This window comes from Streptomyces sp. NPDC101219, assembly GCF_044767675.1.
In the GTDB taxonomy this organism is placed as follows: domain Bacteria; phylum Actinomycetota; class Actinomycetes; order Streptomycetales; family Streptomycetaceae; genus Streptomyces.
Genome location: NZ_JBIWOK010000012.1, coordinates 1 through 14,601, shown reverse-complemented (window position 1 = coordinate 14,601; position 14,601 = coordinate 1). Strand labels below are relative to the sequence as shown.

At 70.9% G+C, this 14,601-nt stretch carries 14 protein-coding genes and 1 pseudogene; 3 read left to right on the top strand and 12 right to left on the bottom strand.

The genetic code is table 11. The annotated features are described in order from the left end of the window. Nucleotides 1-124: 124 nt before the first annotated feature. From ACIRPP_RS23105 to ACIRPP_RS23095, 3 genes are all read right to left on the bottom strand, one after another. Nucleotides 125-1,447 carry a pyroglutamyl peptidase gene (locus ACIRPP_RS23105; RefSeq protein ID WP_403645956.1) on the bottom strand — a complete coding sequence of 441 codons (1,323 nt, stop codon included), beginning with the start codon at nt 1,445-1,447 and terminating at the stop codon, nt 125-127. Nucleotides 1,448-1,752: 305 nt separating this feature from the next. Beyond that, nucleotides 1,753-2,724, bottom strand: coding sequence for an aldose epimerase family protein (locus ACIRPP_RS23100; RefSeq protein WP_403645953.1), 972 nt, complete (start codon nt 2,722-2,724; stop codon nt 1,753-1,755). Nucleotides 2,725-2,734: 10 nt separating this feature from the next. Further along, nucleotides 2,735-3,652, bottom strand: a complete 918-nt coding sequence (locus ACIRPP_RS23095) for an SGNH/GDSL hydrolase family protein (RefSeq protein WP_403645951.1) — start codon at nt 3,650-3,652, stop codon at nt 2,735-2,737. A 310-nt stretch (nt 3,653-3,962) separates the two neighbouring features. On the opposite strand from ACIRPP_RS23095, the gene ACIRPP_RS23090 reads away from it, so the two are divergent. After that, nucleotides 3,963-4,457, top strand: coding sequence for a DUF3145 domain-containing protein (locus ACIRPP_RS23090; protein WP_164338948.1), 495 nt, complete (start codon nt 3,963-3,965; stop codon nt 4,455-4,457). A gap of 502 nt (nt 4,458-4,959) precedes the next feature. Here the strand turns inward: ACIRPP_RS23090 and fabF are convergent. The 5 genes from fabF to fasR all read right to left on the bottom strand — a co-directional run bounded on the left by fabF (nt 4,960) and on the right by fasR (nt 9,939). Further along, entirely contained in the window at nt 4,960-6,231 is a 1,272-nt protein-coding gene (fabF, locus tag ACIRPP_RS23085; protein ID WP_164338949.1) for a beta-ketoacyl-ACP synthase II, read from the bottom strand. 87 nt (nt 6,232-6,318) lie between these two features. Continuing rightward, a complete protein-coding gene (locus ACIRPP_RS23080) occupies nt 6,319-6,567 on the bottom strand; it encodes an acyl carrier protein (protein WP_004988657.1) in 249 nt (82 codons plus the stop codon). Nucleotides 6,568-6,669: 102 nt separating this feature from the next. Next, nucleotides 6,670-7,701: a ketoacyl-ACP synthase III gene (locus tag ACIRPP_RS23075; protein WP_164343422.1), complete on the bottom strand. Its 1,032-nt coding sequence runs from the start codon at nt 7,699-7,701 to the stop codon at nt 6,670-6,672. Nucleotides 7,702-7,720: 19 nt separating this feature from the next. After that, on the bottom strand, nt 7,721-8,644 hold the full coding sequence (locus ACIRPP_RS23070; protein ID WP_164343420.1) for an ACP S-malonyltransferase: 924 nt from the start codon (nt 8,642-8,644) through the stop codon (nt 7,721-7,723). Between the two features lie 89 nt (nt 8,645-8,733). Continuing rightward, nucleotides 8,734-9,939, bottom strand: coding sequence for a fatty acid biosynthesis transcriptional regulator FasR (gene fasR, locus ACIRPP_RS23065; RefSeq protein WP_164338952.1), 1,206 nt, complete (start codon nt 9,937-9,939; stop codon nt 8,734-8,736). Nucleotides 9,940-10,028: 89 nt separating this feature from the next. Between fasR and ACIRPP_RS23060 the strand changes: the two genes are divergently transcribed. Beyond that, complete coding sequence (locus tag ACIRPP_RS23060; protein WP_403646383.1) at nt 10,029-10,685, top strand: pirin family protein; 657 nt, start codon at nt 10,029-10,031, stop codon at nt 10,683-10,685. A 962-nt stretch (nt 10,686-11,647) separates the two neighbouring features. Here the strand turns inward: ACIRPP_RS23060 and ACIRPP_RS23055 are convergent. Beyond that, nucleotides 11,648-11,845 carry a DUF397 domain-containing protein gene (locus tag ACIRPP_RS23055; RefSeq protein ID WP_403645947.1) on the bottom strand — a complete coding sequence of 66 codons (198 nt, stop codon included), beginning with the start codon at nt 11,843-11,845 and terminating at the stop codon, nt 11,648-11,650. Next, nucleotides 11,805-12,651: pseudogene (locus tag ACIRPP_RS23050) on the bottom strand (helix-turn-helix transcriptional regulator). Before ACIRPP_RS23050 ends, ACIRPP_RS23055 begins: the two are co-directional and overlap by 41 nt. A gap of 80 nt (nt 12,652-12,731) precedes the next feature. Here ACIRPP_RS23050 and ACIRPP_RS23045 point away from each other — a divergent pair. Then, nucleotides 12,732-13,142 (top strand): ATP-binding protein, encoded by a 411-nt coding sequence (locus ACIRPP_RS23045; protein WP_403645944.1) that lies wholly within the window; start codon nt 12,732-12,734, stop codon nt 13,140-13,142. A gap of 124 nt (nt 13,143-13,266) precedes the next feature. On the opposite strand, the gene ACIRPP_RS23040 is transcribed toward ACIRPP_RS23045, so the two are convergent. Both ACIRPP_RS23040 and ACIRPP_RS23035 read right to left on the bottom strand, forming a co-directional pair. Beyond that, nucleotides 13,267-13,563 carry a DUF6228 family protein gene (locus tag ACIRPP_RS23040; protein WP_403645941.1) on the bottom strand — a complete coding sequence of 99 codons (297 nt, stop codon included), beginning with the start codon at nt 13,561-13,563 and terminating at the stop codon, nt 13,267-13,269. A gap of 379 nt (nt 13,564-13,942) precedes the next feature. Beyond that, nucleotides 13,943-14,509: a hypothetical protein gene (locus tag ACIRPP_RS23035; protein ID WP_403645938.1), complete on the bottom strand. Its 567-nt coding sequence runs from the start codon at nt 14,507-14,509 to the stop codon at nt 13,943-13,945. Between the last annotated feature and the right edge of the window lie 92 nt (nt 14,510-14,601).

Here is a 14,601-nt window from a genome sequence, read left to right as displayed (position 1 = left end):
GGAGCGAGACAAACCTTGCAGGCACGACGGTCAGGACGGCAGCCCGCGGCCCCCCCCCCCCCCCCCCCCCCCCCGCGGGGGGGGGCCCCCCCCGGGGGGGCGGCCGGCGGGCGGCCGGCGCGTCTCAGCCGCGGGCGTCCGCCCCGCCCTCCGGGCCACCGGAACGCTCCGACGAGCCCACAGCCACTGCCACGAGCGACCGCACCTGCGCCACGATGTCCAGCCGGTTCCGCACGAACGCCGGGTCGGTGACCGCCCCCGTGGCCGGATCGGTGTTCCCCGCCCCGAACTCCAGCACCGGCGTGTGCAGATGCCCGCCCGGCAGGGTGCCGTGCAGCCCGAGGCGGTCCCGCAGCAGCGTCGCCCGGTAGGCGATCTCGTTCGACAGGTAGTCGCCGCCGCCCCCGGCCCGTGCCTTCGAGCCGGGCGTCGGCCCGTCCGGCCGCTCCACGGGCCGCGTGGCACCCGCCGGTATCTCGGTCACGCTCGTGTTGTCGTACACCGGGAACCGCCCGGTGTCCGCGGCCACGAGGTCCGCGTACGGCAGGGTCGTCGTCGTCCACTGCGGCTGCGTGGCCGGGTCGTCCACCGGGACGGTCTCCGTGCGCGAGACGTTGTCGTTGTCGGGGAAGCCGCCCCGCCAGGCCCCGTTGGTGCGCTCCACGTCGAACCGGCCCACCCGGCCCTGGCTGACGGTGGTGAACAGGTCGGTCCGCGGCAGGTGCGGTCGCAGCGCCCGCTCCACGGCGCCGTCCCCGAAGTCCTGCCAGCGCACCGGGAAGACGGCCGTCTCGATCCGCGCCGGACCGGTCGCCGTGTCGATCACCGTGCCGTCCAGGGCGAGCGCCGCTGCCCCGGACGGATTCGAGATCCGTACGTCCCGGTCCAGCGTGAACGGGTCGAACCCGGTGACCAGCACCCGCTTGAGGCCCTTGCCGTGCGGGAAGCGGATCGCGTCCTGGCCGCGCGAGGACCGCTCCAGCTCCCCGATCAGCCGGGCCCGCTCCTGCTCGCCGAGTGCGAACCGCGGCTCCCAGGTGCGCAGTTCCCGGGTCATCCCCAGCCGCGCCCAGTACAGCGGCCGGTCGTCGTCGCGGCTCAGGTCGCCGCCCGCCGGGCCGCGGCCCTGCCCCCGGTCCACCGCCCGCCGCCACAGCGCCCCGCCGTGGCGCAGCACCGCCTTCCGGGCCTGCGGGACGGAGCGCGCCCGGTCCAGCGCCCGCGCGAAGTCCGGTGCCACGTCGTCGAATCCGGAGCGGCGCAGTATCTCCCGGGGCGCCGCCCGGTCCAGGCGCTGCTCCTCGACGGTGGGGGAGAGGGCGCCGCTCCCGGCGGCGGCCTGCCCAGCGGGAGCGGCGGGAGCGGCGGTGGCTGGGGTGGCTGGGGTGGCGACAGCGGTCAGCAGCGCCAGTCCGAGCACACCGGCGCGCACAGGAAGCAGTCTCACGGGGGTGGGGGCCTTTCCGTCGTCGTGGGGTACGTACGTGATGCCGGAGGGGCGCAGTATCGCGTGACGGAAGCAGCCGACGCCATGGTGCCGGAGGGGGCCGGTGCGGGCCGTGACGGTCCCGGGGGCGGCGGGAAGCGGTTCGTTTGTGAAGGGTTCGTACGGGATCCCGGCCCGGAGCACTGATCGGGTAACCGGGGGTCACCTCGAGGATTAGCGTCTGATCCGGGTGGTAGCCATATGAGCAGCCCCGGTCCGGGACCCTGACCCCGGACCGGGGCTCAGTGCTGTCCCGGCCGCCGCCGTCACCGCACGGAGAACGCGTACACCGTCTCCGAGCGGTACACCTCGCCCGGCCGCAGCACCGTGCTCGGGAAGTCCGGCCGGTTCGGGGAGTCGGGGAAGTGCTGCGTCTCCAGCGCGACGCCGTCACCGGGGGTGAACGGACCGCCCAGGTGGTCCGCCGTGTACACCTGCATCCCCGGCTCGGTCGTCGACACCGTCAGCACCCGCCCCGAGGCCGGGTCGTACAGCTCGGCGACCTCCTCCGCCGCGGCCGTCACCCCATTGTCGAGCACGAAGTTGTGGTCGTAGCCGGAGCCGGCCGGCCGCGGCCGGCGGAAGTCGAAGCGGGTACCGGTGACGTCCCGCAGCTCACCGGTCGGGATCAGACCGGCGTCGACCGGGGTGAACCGGGAGGCGGCGAGCCGCAGTTCGTGCCCGCCGGCGCTGCCGGAGCCGGCCAGGTTCCAGTACGAGTGGCTGGTCAGGTTCACCACCGTCGGTGCGTCCGTGACCGCCTCGTAGCCGATGCGCAGCGCGCCCCGCTCGTCCAGCGTGTACGTCACCGCCGCCTCCAGCCGGCCGGGGAAGCCCTCCTCGCCGTCCGGGCTGACCCGGGTGAGGCGCAGCCCGTGCTCCACCGGCGTCACGTCCCAGGTCCGCCGGTCGAAGCCGCCCTTGCCGCCGTGCAGCGCATGCGGTCCCTCGCTGGGGGTGAGCGTGTGCGTCCGCCCGTCCAGCTCGAAGCGGGCGCCGCCGATCCGGTTGGCGTACCGCCCGATCACAGCCCCGAGGAAGAGGCCCCGGTGCGCGAGATAGCCCTCCGGGCCGGGGAACCCCAGCACCACGCTGCCCGCCCGGCCCGCACGGTCGGGTACCTCGACGTCCTGCACGATGCCGCCGTACGACAGGACCCGGACCCGGGTCCCGGCCCGCTCCAGGGTCCAGCGGTGGACGGGGGTGCCGTCGGGAAGTGTGCCGAAGAGTTCGTTCATGTGCGGAACATTAGGTGACGGGTTCCTTCGCCGTGACCGCACGGTGGGCGATCTCCGCGAGCCTGGCCTGGCCGTCGACGCTCGGATGGAAGAAGTCCCAGCGGCTCAACTGCCGGGTGCCGAAGCGGTACTCGTACACCGCGCCGCCGTCGTCACGGCACCGGCGGTCCTCGGCGCACACCTCCGCCAGCACCCGGTTGTAATCCTCCACCCGCTCCCGCACCGTCTCCCGGCGCTGGACCGCCGCCGCGTCGAGCGCGTCCGGATCGCCCAGCATCGACGGGCAGATGCCCAGCTTCCACACCTGCTTGCCCATCACGCTGGTCCGCCCCTGCGACCACAGCCGCTTCAGGTCCGGCACACTCGCCACGTACACCTGCGTCTTCGGCAACGCGCTGCGCAGGCGGCGCATCGCGTCCTCGAAGTCGGCGCGGAACTCCTCGACGGGGGTCATGGCGGACGGGGTGGCCCGGCAGGCGTCGTTCGCCCCCACCATCACCGTCACCAGCTGCGGGGACCGCCGCACCGCCCGGTCGATCTGCCCGGGCAGGTCCGCCATCCGCGCACCCGTCACCGCGTAGTTCCAGCTCCGCCCGGCGGCCCCCGCCCGGCCCAGGAGCCGCACGGCGAGACTGTCCACCTGCTCACTGTCGCCCGTCGCCCACGACACCTCCGGGCAGTCCGTCAGCACCCCGCAGGCGTCGAAACCGGTGGTGATGGAGTCACCGACGGCCGCCACGGACGCCGGGCTGGTGTCCCACAGGGGCGTGGGGCTCGGCGCCGGGCTCCCCCGCTGCGCCCCCGAGCCGGACGGTGCCGGGGCGTCACCGCCCACGGCGTCGCAGCCCGCCGCGCCCAGCACGGCGGCCGCCACCGCGGCCAGGACGGCCCACGCGCGCCCCCCGCGCCGTCGCCTGCCCTGCTCCATTCCGGCCGCCTCCCCGCGTGTCGCCGTGATCCGGTCGTGTCACCGCGCGGGCCTGCCGCGCCGCGGACGTGTGGTCCCCCCATCGTTCCCAACTCGCGGCAACGACACAGGGTTCCCACCCGGACGGAGGGAACGCCACCCACCCGTACAGGCGTCCTGCCGGGTGAATGGCGGGTGTTTCCGGGCGGCCGGACCGACGGTACGTCACACTCCTTGCGCCGACGCACGGTAGCCTCGCCATCAACGTGGCCGCCCCGGTCACGGCCGTTCCGCCCGCCTACAAGATGTCCCGCTCTGTCCGGAGGTTCCGGTGACGACACGTGGAGTTCTGTACGTGCACTCCGCGCCGCGCGCGCTGTGCCCGCACGTCGAGTGGGCCGTCGCCGGGGTGCTCGGCACGCGCGTCAGCCTCGACTGGATCCGCCAGCCGGCCGCCCCCGGCACCTGGCGCTCGGAGTTCTCCTGGCAGGGCCAGGCGGCCACCGCCTCCAAGCTGGCCTCCGCGCTGCGCGGCTGGCAGATGCTGCGCTTCGAGGTCACCGCCGAGCCCAGCCCCGGCGCCGAGGGCGAACGCTACAGCTGCACCCCCGACCTGGGCATCTTCCACGCGGTCACCGGCATCCACGGCGACATCCTCATCCCCGAGGACCGTCTGCGCGCCGCCCTCCTGCGCTCCACGACCGGCGAGACCGACCTCGAGGCCGAGATCGCCAAGCTCCTCGGCAAGCCCTGGGACGACGAACTCGAACCCTTCCGCCACGCCGGCGAAGGAGCCCCCGTCCGCTGGCTCCACCAGGTCGTCTGACCCACCCCCACGGCCACGGGCCCAGGGGCGCGGGGAACCGCGCACGGAGCGACAACCGCCCGCACGGGACGGAAAACGCCAACCCCCAGGGGCGCGGGGAACCGCGCACAGAGCAACAACGCCCCGCACTGGACGGGATACGTCACGCTCTCAGGGGCGCGGGGAACCGCGCACAGAGCAACAACGCCCCGCACTGGACGGGATACGTCACGCTCTCAGGGGCGCGGGGAACCGCGCACAGCTCAGCAACGCCCCGCACTGGACGGGATACGTCACGCTCTCAGGGGCGCGGGGAACCGCGCACGGAGCAACAACGCCCCGCACTGGACGGGAAACGTCAAGCCTCCAGGGGCGCGGGGAACCGCGCACGGAGCAACAAATCCCCGCACCCGACGGAAAACGTCACCCCCCCCGGGGCGCGAGGAACCGCGCACACTCCCCAACGACAGATGGGGCCCCGCCCCCACCGGAAGCGAAACCCCACCCGTCAAGCCGACGGCAGTCACACGGTGCGGAACGCCAGCACCACGTTGTGCCCCCCGAACCCGAACGAATCGTTCAGCGCGGCGATCCGCCCGTCCACCGGTAGCTTCCGCGCCTCCCCCCGCACGACATCCGCGTTCGCGGCCGCCTCGGGGTCGAGGTTCTCCACGTTGATCGTCGGCGGAGCCACCCGGTGGTACAGCGCGAGCACCGTCGCCACCGACTCCACACCGCCCGCACCACCCAGCAGGTGCCCGGTCATCGACTTCGTCGCGGACACCGCCATGTGGTCCGCGTCGTCGCCGAACACCTTCCGCAGCGCCTTGAGCTCGGCGATGTCCCCGGCCGGCGTCGACGTCGCGTGCGCGTTGACATGCACGATCTCCGCCGGGTCGAGGTCGGTGCGGTCCAGCAGGCTCTGCAGGGCGTGCGAGATGCCCCGCCCCTCCGGCTCCGGCTGCACGATGTCGTGCGAGTCGGCGGAGATGCCCTGGCCGACGGCCTCCGCGTAGACGCGGGCGCCGCGCGCGGCGGCGTGCTCGGCCGACTCCAGGACGATGACGCCCGCGCCCTCACCGAGCACGAAGCCGTCCCGGGCGACGTCGTAGGGGCGCGAGGCACCCTCGGGGTCGTCGTTGTTCTTGGACATCGCCATCATGTTGCCGAACGCGGCGATGGGCAGCGGGTGGATCGCCGCCTCCGTGCCGCCCGCGACGACGACGTCGGCACGGCCGGTGCGGATCATTTCGATGGCGTAGCCGATGGCCTCCGCACCCGACGCGCACGCCGAGACCGGCGTGTGCACGCCCGCACGGGCGCCCACGGCCAGGCCCACGTTCGCCGAGGGGCCGTTCGGCATCAGCATGGGGACGGTGTGCGGGGAGACGCGGCGGACGCCCTTCTCCTTCAGCACGTCGTACTGGTCCAGCAGGGTCGTCACGCCGCCGATGCCGGAGGCGATGACCGCGCCCAGCCGGTCCGGGTCGACCTTGGGGTCCTCACCGGCCGGCGCTTCGTAACCGGCGTCGGCCCACGCCTCCTTGGCCGCGACCAGCGCGAACTGCGCCGAGCGGTCCAGGCGGCGGGCCTGCGGCCGGGGGATGACCTCGGTGGGTTCCACGGCCACCGGGGCCGCGATACGGACCGCCTGCTCGGCGGCCCACTCCTGCTCCAGGGGCTTGACGCCGGAACGTCCGGCGACCAGGCCCTCCCAGGTCGAGGCTGCGTCGCCACCCAGCGGTGTGGTTGCGCCGATACCGGTGACGACCACGGTGCGATTGGTCGGGCTCATCGGAATTCTTTCTCCAACGGATCTACGAGGATTCGTACGGCGCCACCGCCGGGTGGCGGGGCCGGGGGCTCCCGGCCCAAGCAGGGCTCAGGCCTGGTGCTTGAGGATGTACTCGGTCGCGTCGCCGACCGTCTTGAGGTTCTTGACGTCGTCGTCGGGGATCTTGACGTCGAAACGCTCTTCGGCGGCGACGACGACCTCGACCATGGACAGCGAGTCGACGTCCAGGTCGTCGGTGAAGGACTTGTCCAGCTGGACGTCCTCAACCGGGATGCCGGCGATCTCGTTCACGATCTCCGCGAGACCGGCGACGATCTCTTCCTGAGTGGCGGCCATGATGGCGCTCCTTCGCAGTGATTCCAGAGGGTGTGGCGCCCGCCGCGTCAGCGGCAGGTGTTGCGGTTCCCGTACCGGACCGGGTGATCCGGCACGGAGTGCCTAGGGGAGGGTAACGACCGTAGCGGCGTACACGAGACCCGCCCCGAAGCCGATGACGAGCGCGGTGTCGCCGCTCTTCGCCTCTCCGGTCGCCAGGAGCCGCTCCATCGCGAGCGGGATCGAGGCGGCCGAGGTGTTGCCGGTGGTGCGGATGTCACGGGCGACCGTGACGTGCTCCGGCAGCTTCAGGGTCTTCACCATCGAGTCGATGATCCGCACGTTGGCCTGGTGCGGGATGAAGACGTCCAGTTCGTCCGGGCTGATGCCGGCCGCGTCCAGCGCCTGCTGGGCGACCTTCGCCATCTCGAACACGGCCCAGCGGAACACCGCCTGGCCTTCCTGGGTGATCGCCGGGAACTTGATGTTCCCCTCGCTGTCCAGGGGGAGTTCGGAGACGTCGCCGACCCTATAGCGGTCCCACGACACGGTCTGCTTGATGGTCTCGGACTTGTCGCCCTCCGAGCCCCACACGGTCGGGCCGATCGCCGGCTCCTGCGAGGGGCCGACCACGACGGCGCCCGCGCCGTCGCCGAACAGGAAGGCCGTGGCCCGGTCCTCCAGGTCGGTCAGGTCGCTGAGCCGCTCCACGCCGATGACCAGCACGTACTCCGCGGATCCCTCGACGACCATGCCCTTGGCGAGGGTGAGTCCGTAGCCGAAGCCCGCGCAGCCCGCCGAGATGTCGAAGGCGGCGGCCTTGTCCGTGCCCAGCTTGTCCGCGATCTCGGTGGCGACCGCCGGGGTCTGGGCGAAGTGGGACACGGTGGACACGACGACGGCGCCGATCTGGTCGGCGCTGATCCCGGCGTCGGCGATGGCCTTGCCGGACGCCTCGACCGACATCGCCGCGACGGTCTCCTCAGGCGACGCCCAGTGCCGGGTCTCGATGCCGGAGCGCGAGCGGATCCACTCGTCGGAGGAGTCGATCGTCTCCAGGATCACCTCGTTGGGCACCACGCGCGTGGGCCGGTAGCCGCCCACGCCGAGGATGCGCGCGTACGGGGCGCCCTTGCTGGGCTTGATCTTCGCCATGCGGGGCTCCTTAAGGCGATCAGGCGGCGTGCTCGGCGATGAGCTCGCGGGCCGCGTCGAGGTCGGCGGGGGTCTTCAGGGCCAGCGTCTTCACACCCGGCAGGGCGCGCTTGGCCAGTCCGGTCAGCGTGCCGCCGGGGCAGACCTCCAGCAGCGCGGTGACCCCGAGCTCCTTGAAGGTCTCCATGCACAGGTCCCAGCGGACCGGGTTCGCCACCTGGCCGACCAGGCGCTGGAGCACCTCGTCGCCGGTCGGGACCGCACGGCCGTCCTTGTTCGACACGTAGGTGACCTTCGGGTCGCCCGGCGTGAGGGCCTCGGCGGCCTTGGCCAGCGTGTCGACGGCCGGACCCATGTGGTGGGTGTGGAACGCACCGGCGACCTTGAGCATCACGACCCGGCGGACGCCCTCCGGCTTGTCCGCCTCCAGCGCGGCCAGCTGCTCCTTGGTGCCGGCCGCCACGATCTGGCCGGCGCCGTTGATGTTCGCCGGGGTCAGCCCCAGCTTCTCCAGGTGCGCCACGGTGGTGTCGGGGTCGCCGCCGAGCAGCGCCGCCATGCCCGTCTCGGTGATCGCGGCCGCGTCCGCCATGGCCAGGCCCCGCTTGCGGACCAGGGAGAGCGCCGCGGTGTCGTCCAGCACGCCCGCGAAGGCGGCGGCGGTGATCTCACCGACGCTGTGACCGGCGACCGCTCCGGGCCGGACGTCCGACAGCTCGCCGAGCGCGGACGCGGACAGCAGCCCGGCCGCCACCAGCAGCGGCTGGGCGACGGCCGTGTCGCGGATCGCGTCGGCGTCGGCCTTCGTGCCGTAGTGGGCGAGGTCGAGTCCGATGGCGTCGGACCAGGCGGCGACGCGGTCCGCGGCACCGGGCAGGTCGAGCCATTCAGTCAGGAAGCCGGGCGTCTGAGCGCCCTGGCCGGGAGCGACGAGTACGAGCACTCTCACACTCTCTCTTGGGGACGGCCGGGGCCGCCCGTGAGGACAAGGACGAAGAACACGAGGGGCTTTTGTGGAGCCCCGACAAAAGACTATGACTGAAGATCGCCATCGGCCAGACGCCCCAGGATCAGGGCGATCCGCAGTGTGAACGCAGAGCGTACATCGGAGGGTGACCAACCGGTGACGTCCGTCACACGTCGGAGCCGGTACCGCACGGTGTTGGGGTGAACGAACAGCATCCGCGCGGCGCCCTCCAGACTGCTCGCCTGCTCCAGATAGACGCTCAGCGTCTCCAGCAGAGCGGCCCCGGCCTCCTCCAGCGGTCTGTAGATCTCCTCCACCAACTGCTCGCGCGCGGACGGGTCTCCGGCCATGGCGCGTTCCGGCAGCAGATCGTCGGCCAGCACCGGGCGCGGAGCGTCCTGCCAGGCGGCGCACGCCTTCAGTCCGGCCGCCGCGGCCTGCGCGGAGCGGGTGGCCGCCAGCAGGTCCGGCACCACCGGCCCCGCCACGACCGGCCCCGCCGCGTACGGGCCGATCAGCGACTTGGCGACGGCGAGCGGATTGTCGCTGCCGCCCGCGATCACCACCAGCCGGTGGCCGAGCACCCCGGTCAGCACCTGCAGCTTGGCGTGCCGGGCCGCCCGCCGGATCGCCTCCACCGTCAGTTCCGAATCGCCGTCCGGCGCGGTCCCCAGCACCACGCACACGTGCTCCGGCGAGTTCCACCCCAGCGCGGCGGCCCGTGACACCGCCCCCTCGTCGGCCTCCCCGCTGAGCACGGCGTTCACCACCAGCGACTCCAGGCGCGCGTCCCAGGCACCCCGTGCCTCCGCGGCCTGCGCGTACACCTGGGCGGTCGCGAAGGCGATCTCCCGCGCGTAGACGAGGAGCGCCTCACGGAGGATCGACTCGTCGCCCGGGGCGGCCACCTCGTCGATGGCCGACTCCATGACCTCGATCGTCGTGCGCACCATCTCCACCGTCTGCCGCAGCGTGATCGCCCGGGTCAGCTCGCGCGGCGCCGTGCCGAAGACGTCGGTGGAGATGGCCTGCGGGGCGTCCGGACGCCGGAACCACTCGGTGAAGGCGGCGATACCCGCCTGGGCGACCAGCCCGATCCAGGACCGGTTCTCCGGTGGCATCGCCCGGTACCAGGGCAGGGTCTCGTCCATGCGCGCGATGGCCTGCGCGGCGAGGCTGCCGGAGGACTGCTCCAGCCGCTTCAGCGTCGCGGCATGCGGGTGGACGGGGCGCGCGGCGGCGTCGGGCTTACTGGTTTCGGGTTCGGGCACGGGGACAAGCCTGCCTCATCCGGGCAACGGGGTGGTCTCCCGGGTCCACGGCGGCCGGCCCGGGACCCAGGACTACGGTGGACGGCGTGATGCATGTACGGCGCGCGGACGAGCGCTACCCGGGGGGCGACCCGGACGCCGGGATCACCACCCGGCACGCCTTCTCCTTCGGCCCCCACTACGACCCCGACAACCTCCGCTTCGGCGCGGTGATCGCCTGCAACGAGGAACACCTGGCCCCCGGCGCCGGCTTCGACGAGCACCCGCACAGCCACACCGAGATCGTCACCTGGGTCGTGGAGGGCGAGCTGACCCACCGCGACTCCACGGGCGAGGAGACGGTGATCCGCCCCGGCGACGTCCAACGCCTGAGCGCCGCCTCCGGCGTCCGCCACGTCGAACGCAACGCCGGCCCCGACCCCCTCGTCTTCCTCCAGATGTGGCTGGCCCCGCTCGAACCGGGCGGCGAACCCTTCTACGAGGTCGTCCGCGGCATAGCCGACTCCACCCCCTACGCCCTCCCCGAGGCCGCCGCCATGCTCCACGTCCGCCGCCTGACAGCGGGGGAGCGCACGGCGGTACCGGACGCGGCGTACGTGTACGTGCACGTGGTGCGGGGCGAGGTGACCCTGGACGGTGAGCGCCTCGGCGCGGGCGACGCGGCCCGGATCACAGGGGCGGAGGGGCTGGCGACGACAGCGAGTTCGGAGGCGGAGCTGCTGCTGTGGGAGATGCGGGGCGGGTGACATGCCTCGTTGTCTTCGACCGTGTAATAGCGTGTTTCACAGAAAAGCCGCACTGATGGCTGGCCTCAATCTTGCGAAGAGGTGCGGCATGCTACGGACTTACCCAGCCGCTGATCAGGACTATGCGTGTAAAGCCCGCCCCGTGACCACGCCTTGGGCCCGCCCTGCACCGGCGAACGCTGCCCCGCGAGTCGTGGGCGATGTTCCCGTTCTGCTGGAGCTGCTCGGCTGTCTGTATCCGTAACCTCTCGCGAAAGGCTCGTTTCTCATCGGTCAGGCCAAACGGCCATGGCTTATCAGGTACTCGGGATACCGCAGGGATCAGTAGGCTGCTAGTCCTATTTGCACAGGAATCAAGACCTTCCGTCCGACTTCGAACGGCCTACGCGAGCAGTTTGCTTGCACTCGCCCAAATCAGCGCCACCCCCAGTAGACCGCCAGTAAGCCGGACAATGGTAGGGCTGAAACCGCGGCCGGGCCCAATTGTCCCCCAGTTCAGAAAGAAACTGTAGACCCGATAGGCAGAATCGCGACAATTCAGTGCCAAGAGAATTCCGATACACCCCATTACGCCCTGCCCTGCGGCGTAGAAATATGAGGTTCCCTCCGCGGGAGAGGCTGCAATTGCCTCGAAATAGAACGACACTTTTTTTACCTCACATGTCCGCCGAGTGATTAACCGAGAGGTTCGAGGCTGTCAACTTCGATAGCCCTGTTCCGGCTGCTGCCGTGCCGTTACTGCCTCAGGTGATGCGGCGTCATTTCGCTACCAGCGGACGTCATCGCCACCGGCGGAGACGGAAAGCTCTACCTCTACCCCAACATCTCCGGCAGCGGCATCGCAGTCGGAACCAGCGGCTGGCTCGACTTCCGGGCCATGAGCTGAACGGGGACGTACAACTACGGTTCGGGGTCCCACCTCCGCGCGGGGCCCCGAACCTTCTCAACCGGCGCGCCGCTGGTCACCGCAGACCGTCGACGAACGCCTGCCAGGCGTCGGCGCCGACGGTGACGACCGGCCCGGCCGGGTTCTTGCTGTCGCGGACGGGGACGGTGCCGGTGGACCAGGCGGGTGCCACCTCGACGCACTCGCCTCCGGTGTTTCCGCTGTAACTGGACTTACGCCACTGGATGCTTCTCGGGTTGGGAGCGGTCTCCATAGCGGTCCTCCGTCAGGCGGGCGATCAGTTCCGCCGACTCCTTCAAGGAGAGAGCAGCGGCCTGCACGCGAGCGTAACGGAGGGCGGCTTCCTTGACCGTCTCGGGATCGGCCGTCATGTGGCCGGAGATGAGGTCTTCGGTGTAGACGATGTCGGGGTCGTCCGCGAAGCGCATGGCGGTGAACGAGCCGGCCAGGCTGGAGTGTGCGCCTGCCGTGTTCGGCAGTACCTGCACGTGCACCCAGCGGTGGTCGGTGAACTTCAACAAATGGGCAAGTTGGCTCCGCATCACCTCATGACCACCGATCGGCCTGTGAAGCACGGCTTCGTCCAGTACGACCCATGTCAGCGGCGGGTGTTCGCGTGCCGTAATGCGCTGACGCTCCATACGGGCTGCGACCAGGCCCTCAAGGTCGTCCGGCACGCCGGTGCTGAGCACAGCCCGTGCGTACTCCTCCGTTTGCAACAGGCCGTGTACCAACTGCGCCTGGTACGTGGAGATGTACGTCGCCTTCGCCTCCATCTCCGCGTACGGCTGAAACCGTGGGGAGCTGGCTGCGCAGGACCAGGCCGATCAGGCGGGAGAACAGGCCGTCCGTGCCGAGCGCGGCGTCCACGCGTTCGGAGAAGTCGCGGGTGGGGACCTTCTTGGTGGTCTCGATCTGGCCGATCAGTGAGCCCGTGCAGAAGATGATCTCGCCGAGCTGACCCTGTTTGAGGCCGTGTGCCTCGCGCTGGCGGCGCAACTCCCAGCCGTAGTAGTCGAGTGGGGAGGCGGTGGGGTCGAGCGACTGGATGTTGACCACGGCGGCACCTCGGTTCAACGCCTTGCGGCGTTCGTTTCGTTCCGTAGCAGAGCGTAAGCAATGAGTTGCAGCATCGTGGTGTGAATCAGGCAATTGGCCCGCAGGCGGCGGGCGTCCCCAGCGAGTACCGTGCCGAGTTCGTCGTGGGCGAGCACTCGGCCCGGCATCTGCGCCGCATCCTGCGGCTGTATCTCGTCGGCTCGGGGCTGGCCGAGGTGGCCGACGCCGCCGAGCTGGCGCTCACGGAACTGGTCGCCAACGTCGTACGGCACGTGCCCGGCCGGCGCTGTCGGATCTGCTTTCTGCTGTTGCCCGGTGGGGTGCGGGTGGAGGTCGCCGACGGTTGTCCGGAGCTGCCGGTGCGCGGTGCCGGGGACGGGCTTGGTGAGGGTGGGCGCGGGATGGTGATCGTCGACGCGGTGACGGACCGATGGGGGGTGAGCGTCCCGCCCGGCGGACACGGCAAGACGGTGTGGTTCGAGTGCCGGTGACCCGGGAGGGAGGGCGCCCCGGCGGCACCGCCTGAGCGCTTCCTCTGGGCGTATCAGCGCAACGCGGGCCGCGCAGCTGCTAGGCGAGGAAGCAACGGCCATCGGCCAGCCGATGCAGGCCGAGCTACTCCGCGACGTTCGTGATGAACGTGTGGATCTCGGCGGTGAGGTTGCGCATGTCCTCCCCAGCCGCGTGCCACGTGGTCGCCTCGAACTGCCATTCCTCCGAGGGGGCCCTGTCACGGATCCCCCAGGCCAGTCGGACGTGACCGCCAGGGTGGTGTTCCGCTGAGAGAGTCAGGTCGTAGCAGAGGGAGTGCCACGTACGCGCTCCTTGCCAGCCCCGGAAGTCTTCGGCAAGTGAGGCGAGGAAGGTGTCGAGACCGTCGCCGTCCCAGGGTCTCCACTGAGGTCTCGACATGTCCCCAGGGCCCGCGGGCTGTGATGAGGAAGTCGAGCGTTGGTTCGTCCTCGTACCGCCGGGTCGGTTCCGAGAGCATCAGCGGTGCGGGCTCGGAGTCCCCCACCAGGACCACAGGGCGGCCGGAATCGTCGTAGTCGAGCACGCGATCAGGTTAAAGGACCGGGTTGGGCAGTCGCGCTCCCGGCTGGGCCGGGCATAGGGCGTAGCCGCGGAACAGGCAGCACCTGGTCCCGGTGACGCGGCCCGGATCACCGAGGCGGAGGGGCTGGCGGCGACGGCGAGTTCGGAGCCGGAACTGCTGCTGTGGGAGATGAGGGCGGCGTGAGTTGCCGGCGGTGGTCCGTGGTCGGGATCGCGCCCGTAGAGGCAGAGTTGTTCAACGCGTAGTCGTCATCGCCGCCAGAGCGAGGAGTGCCGCCAGTAGAAGAGGGACATCCGCTGACGGGCAGTAGCGGAAGCTGCGTGCGAGGTCGAACTTCCCCTTTGTGGACCCTGGGTGATCAGCGGTTGTCCTTTCCTGGATCTCTGCTGCCGCTCGCTCGCTTGTCTTGAAGGCGACGTCTATGAGTGACCCGCCAAAAGCGAAGCACGAGACCGTAGCGCCTTGCGAAGTTTCAATCTCCAGGCCCCCGACGGGTGTCGAATGCGCCTTGTGCACAGCCTCATAAGGGATGCGGTAGCGCATGATGGGGTTCTCTACGAGCATGAAACCTTCCAACAGCACTACCCGGCAGCTTCCGACTCGGCGCAGCACGAACATGACTGCAGCGGTTGTCGATGCGAGGAGCAGCCCGTTGCGGTAGTCCTCCCGAGCCAGGGCCGCCAGCAGTACAACAAGGTAAAGAGCCCAGAGCAGGACGATCGCCCCCCAGCTCATGACAGGCCAGGAGCGGCGACGCAGGACGCGCCGCTCCTTTCGCGCCGCCGTGCTGCTCTCTCTCACTGAGCGTTTTCAGAGTGGCCACCGATGGGGTGACAGCGGCGAGGGCACAACGCACGAGGCACCCGCGCCGTTGAGGGAGGTGTTCGAAGTCT

Bases quoted from the DNA above. Each gene is read 5' to 3' on its own strand.
- ACIRPP_RS23100 (WP_403645953.1), bottom strand. From the start codon at position 2,724: ATGAACGAACTCTTCGGCACACTTCCCGACGGCACCCCCGTCCACCGC.
- ACIRPP_RS23095 (WP_403645951.1), bottom strand. From the start codon at position 3,652: ATGGAGCAGGGCAGGCGACGGCGCGGGGGGCGCGCGTGGGCCGTCCTG.
- fabF (WP_164338949.1), bottom strand. From the start codon at position 6,231: ATGAGCCCGACCAATCGCACCGTGGTCGTCACCGGTATCGGCGCAACC.
- ACIRPP_RS23080 (WP_004988657.1), bottom strand. From the start codon at position 6,567: ATGGCCGCCACTCAGGAAGAGATCGTCGCCGGTCTCGCGGAGATCGTG.
- ACIRPP_RS23075 (WP_164343422.1), bottom strand. From the start codon at position 7,701: ATGGCGAAGATCAAGCCCAGCAAGGGCGCCCCGTACGCGCGCATCCTC.
- ACIRPP_RS23060 (WP_403646383.1), top strand. From the start codon at position 10,029: ATGCATGTACGGCGCGCGGACGAGCGCTACCCGGGGGGCGACCCGGAC.
- ACIRPP_RS23055 (WP_403645947.1), bottom strand. From the start codon at position 11,845: ATGGAGACCGCTCCCAACCCGAGAAGCATCCAGTGGCGTAAGTCCAGT.
- ACIRPP_RS23040 (WP_403645941.1), bottom strand. From the start codon at position 13,563: ATGTCGAGACCTCAGTGGAGACCCTGGGACGGCGACGGTCTCGACACC.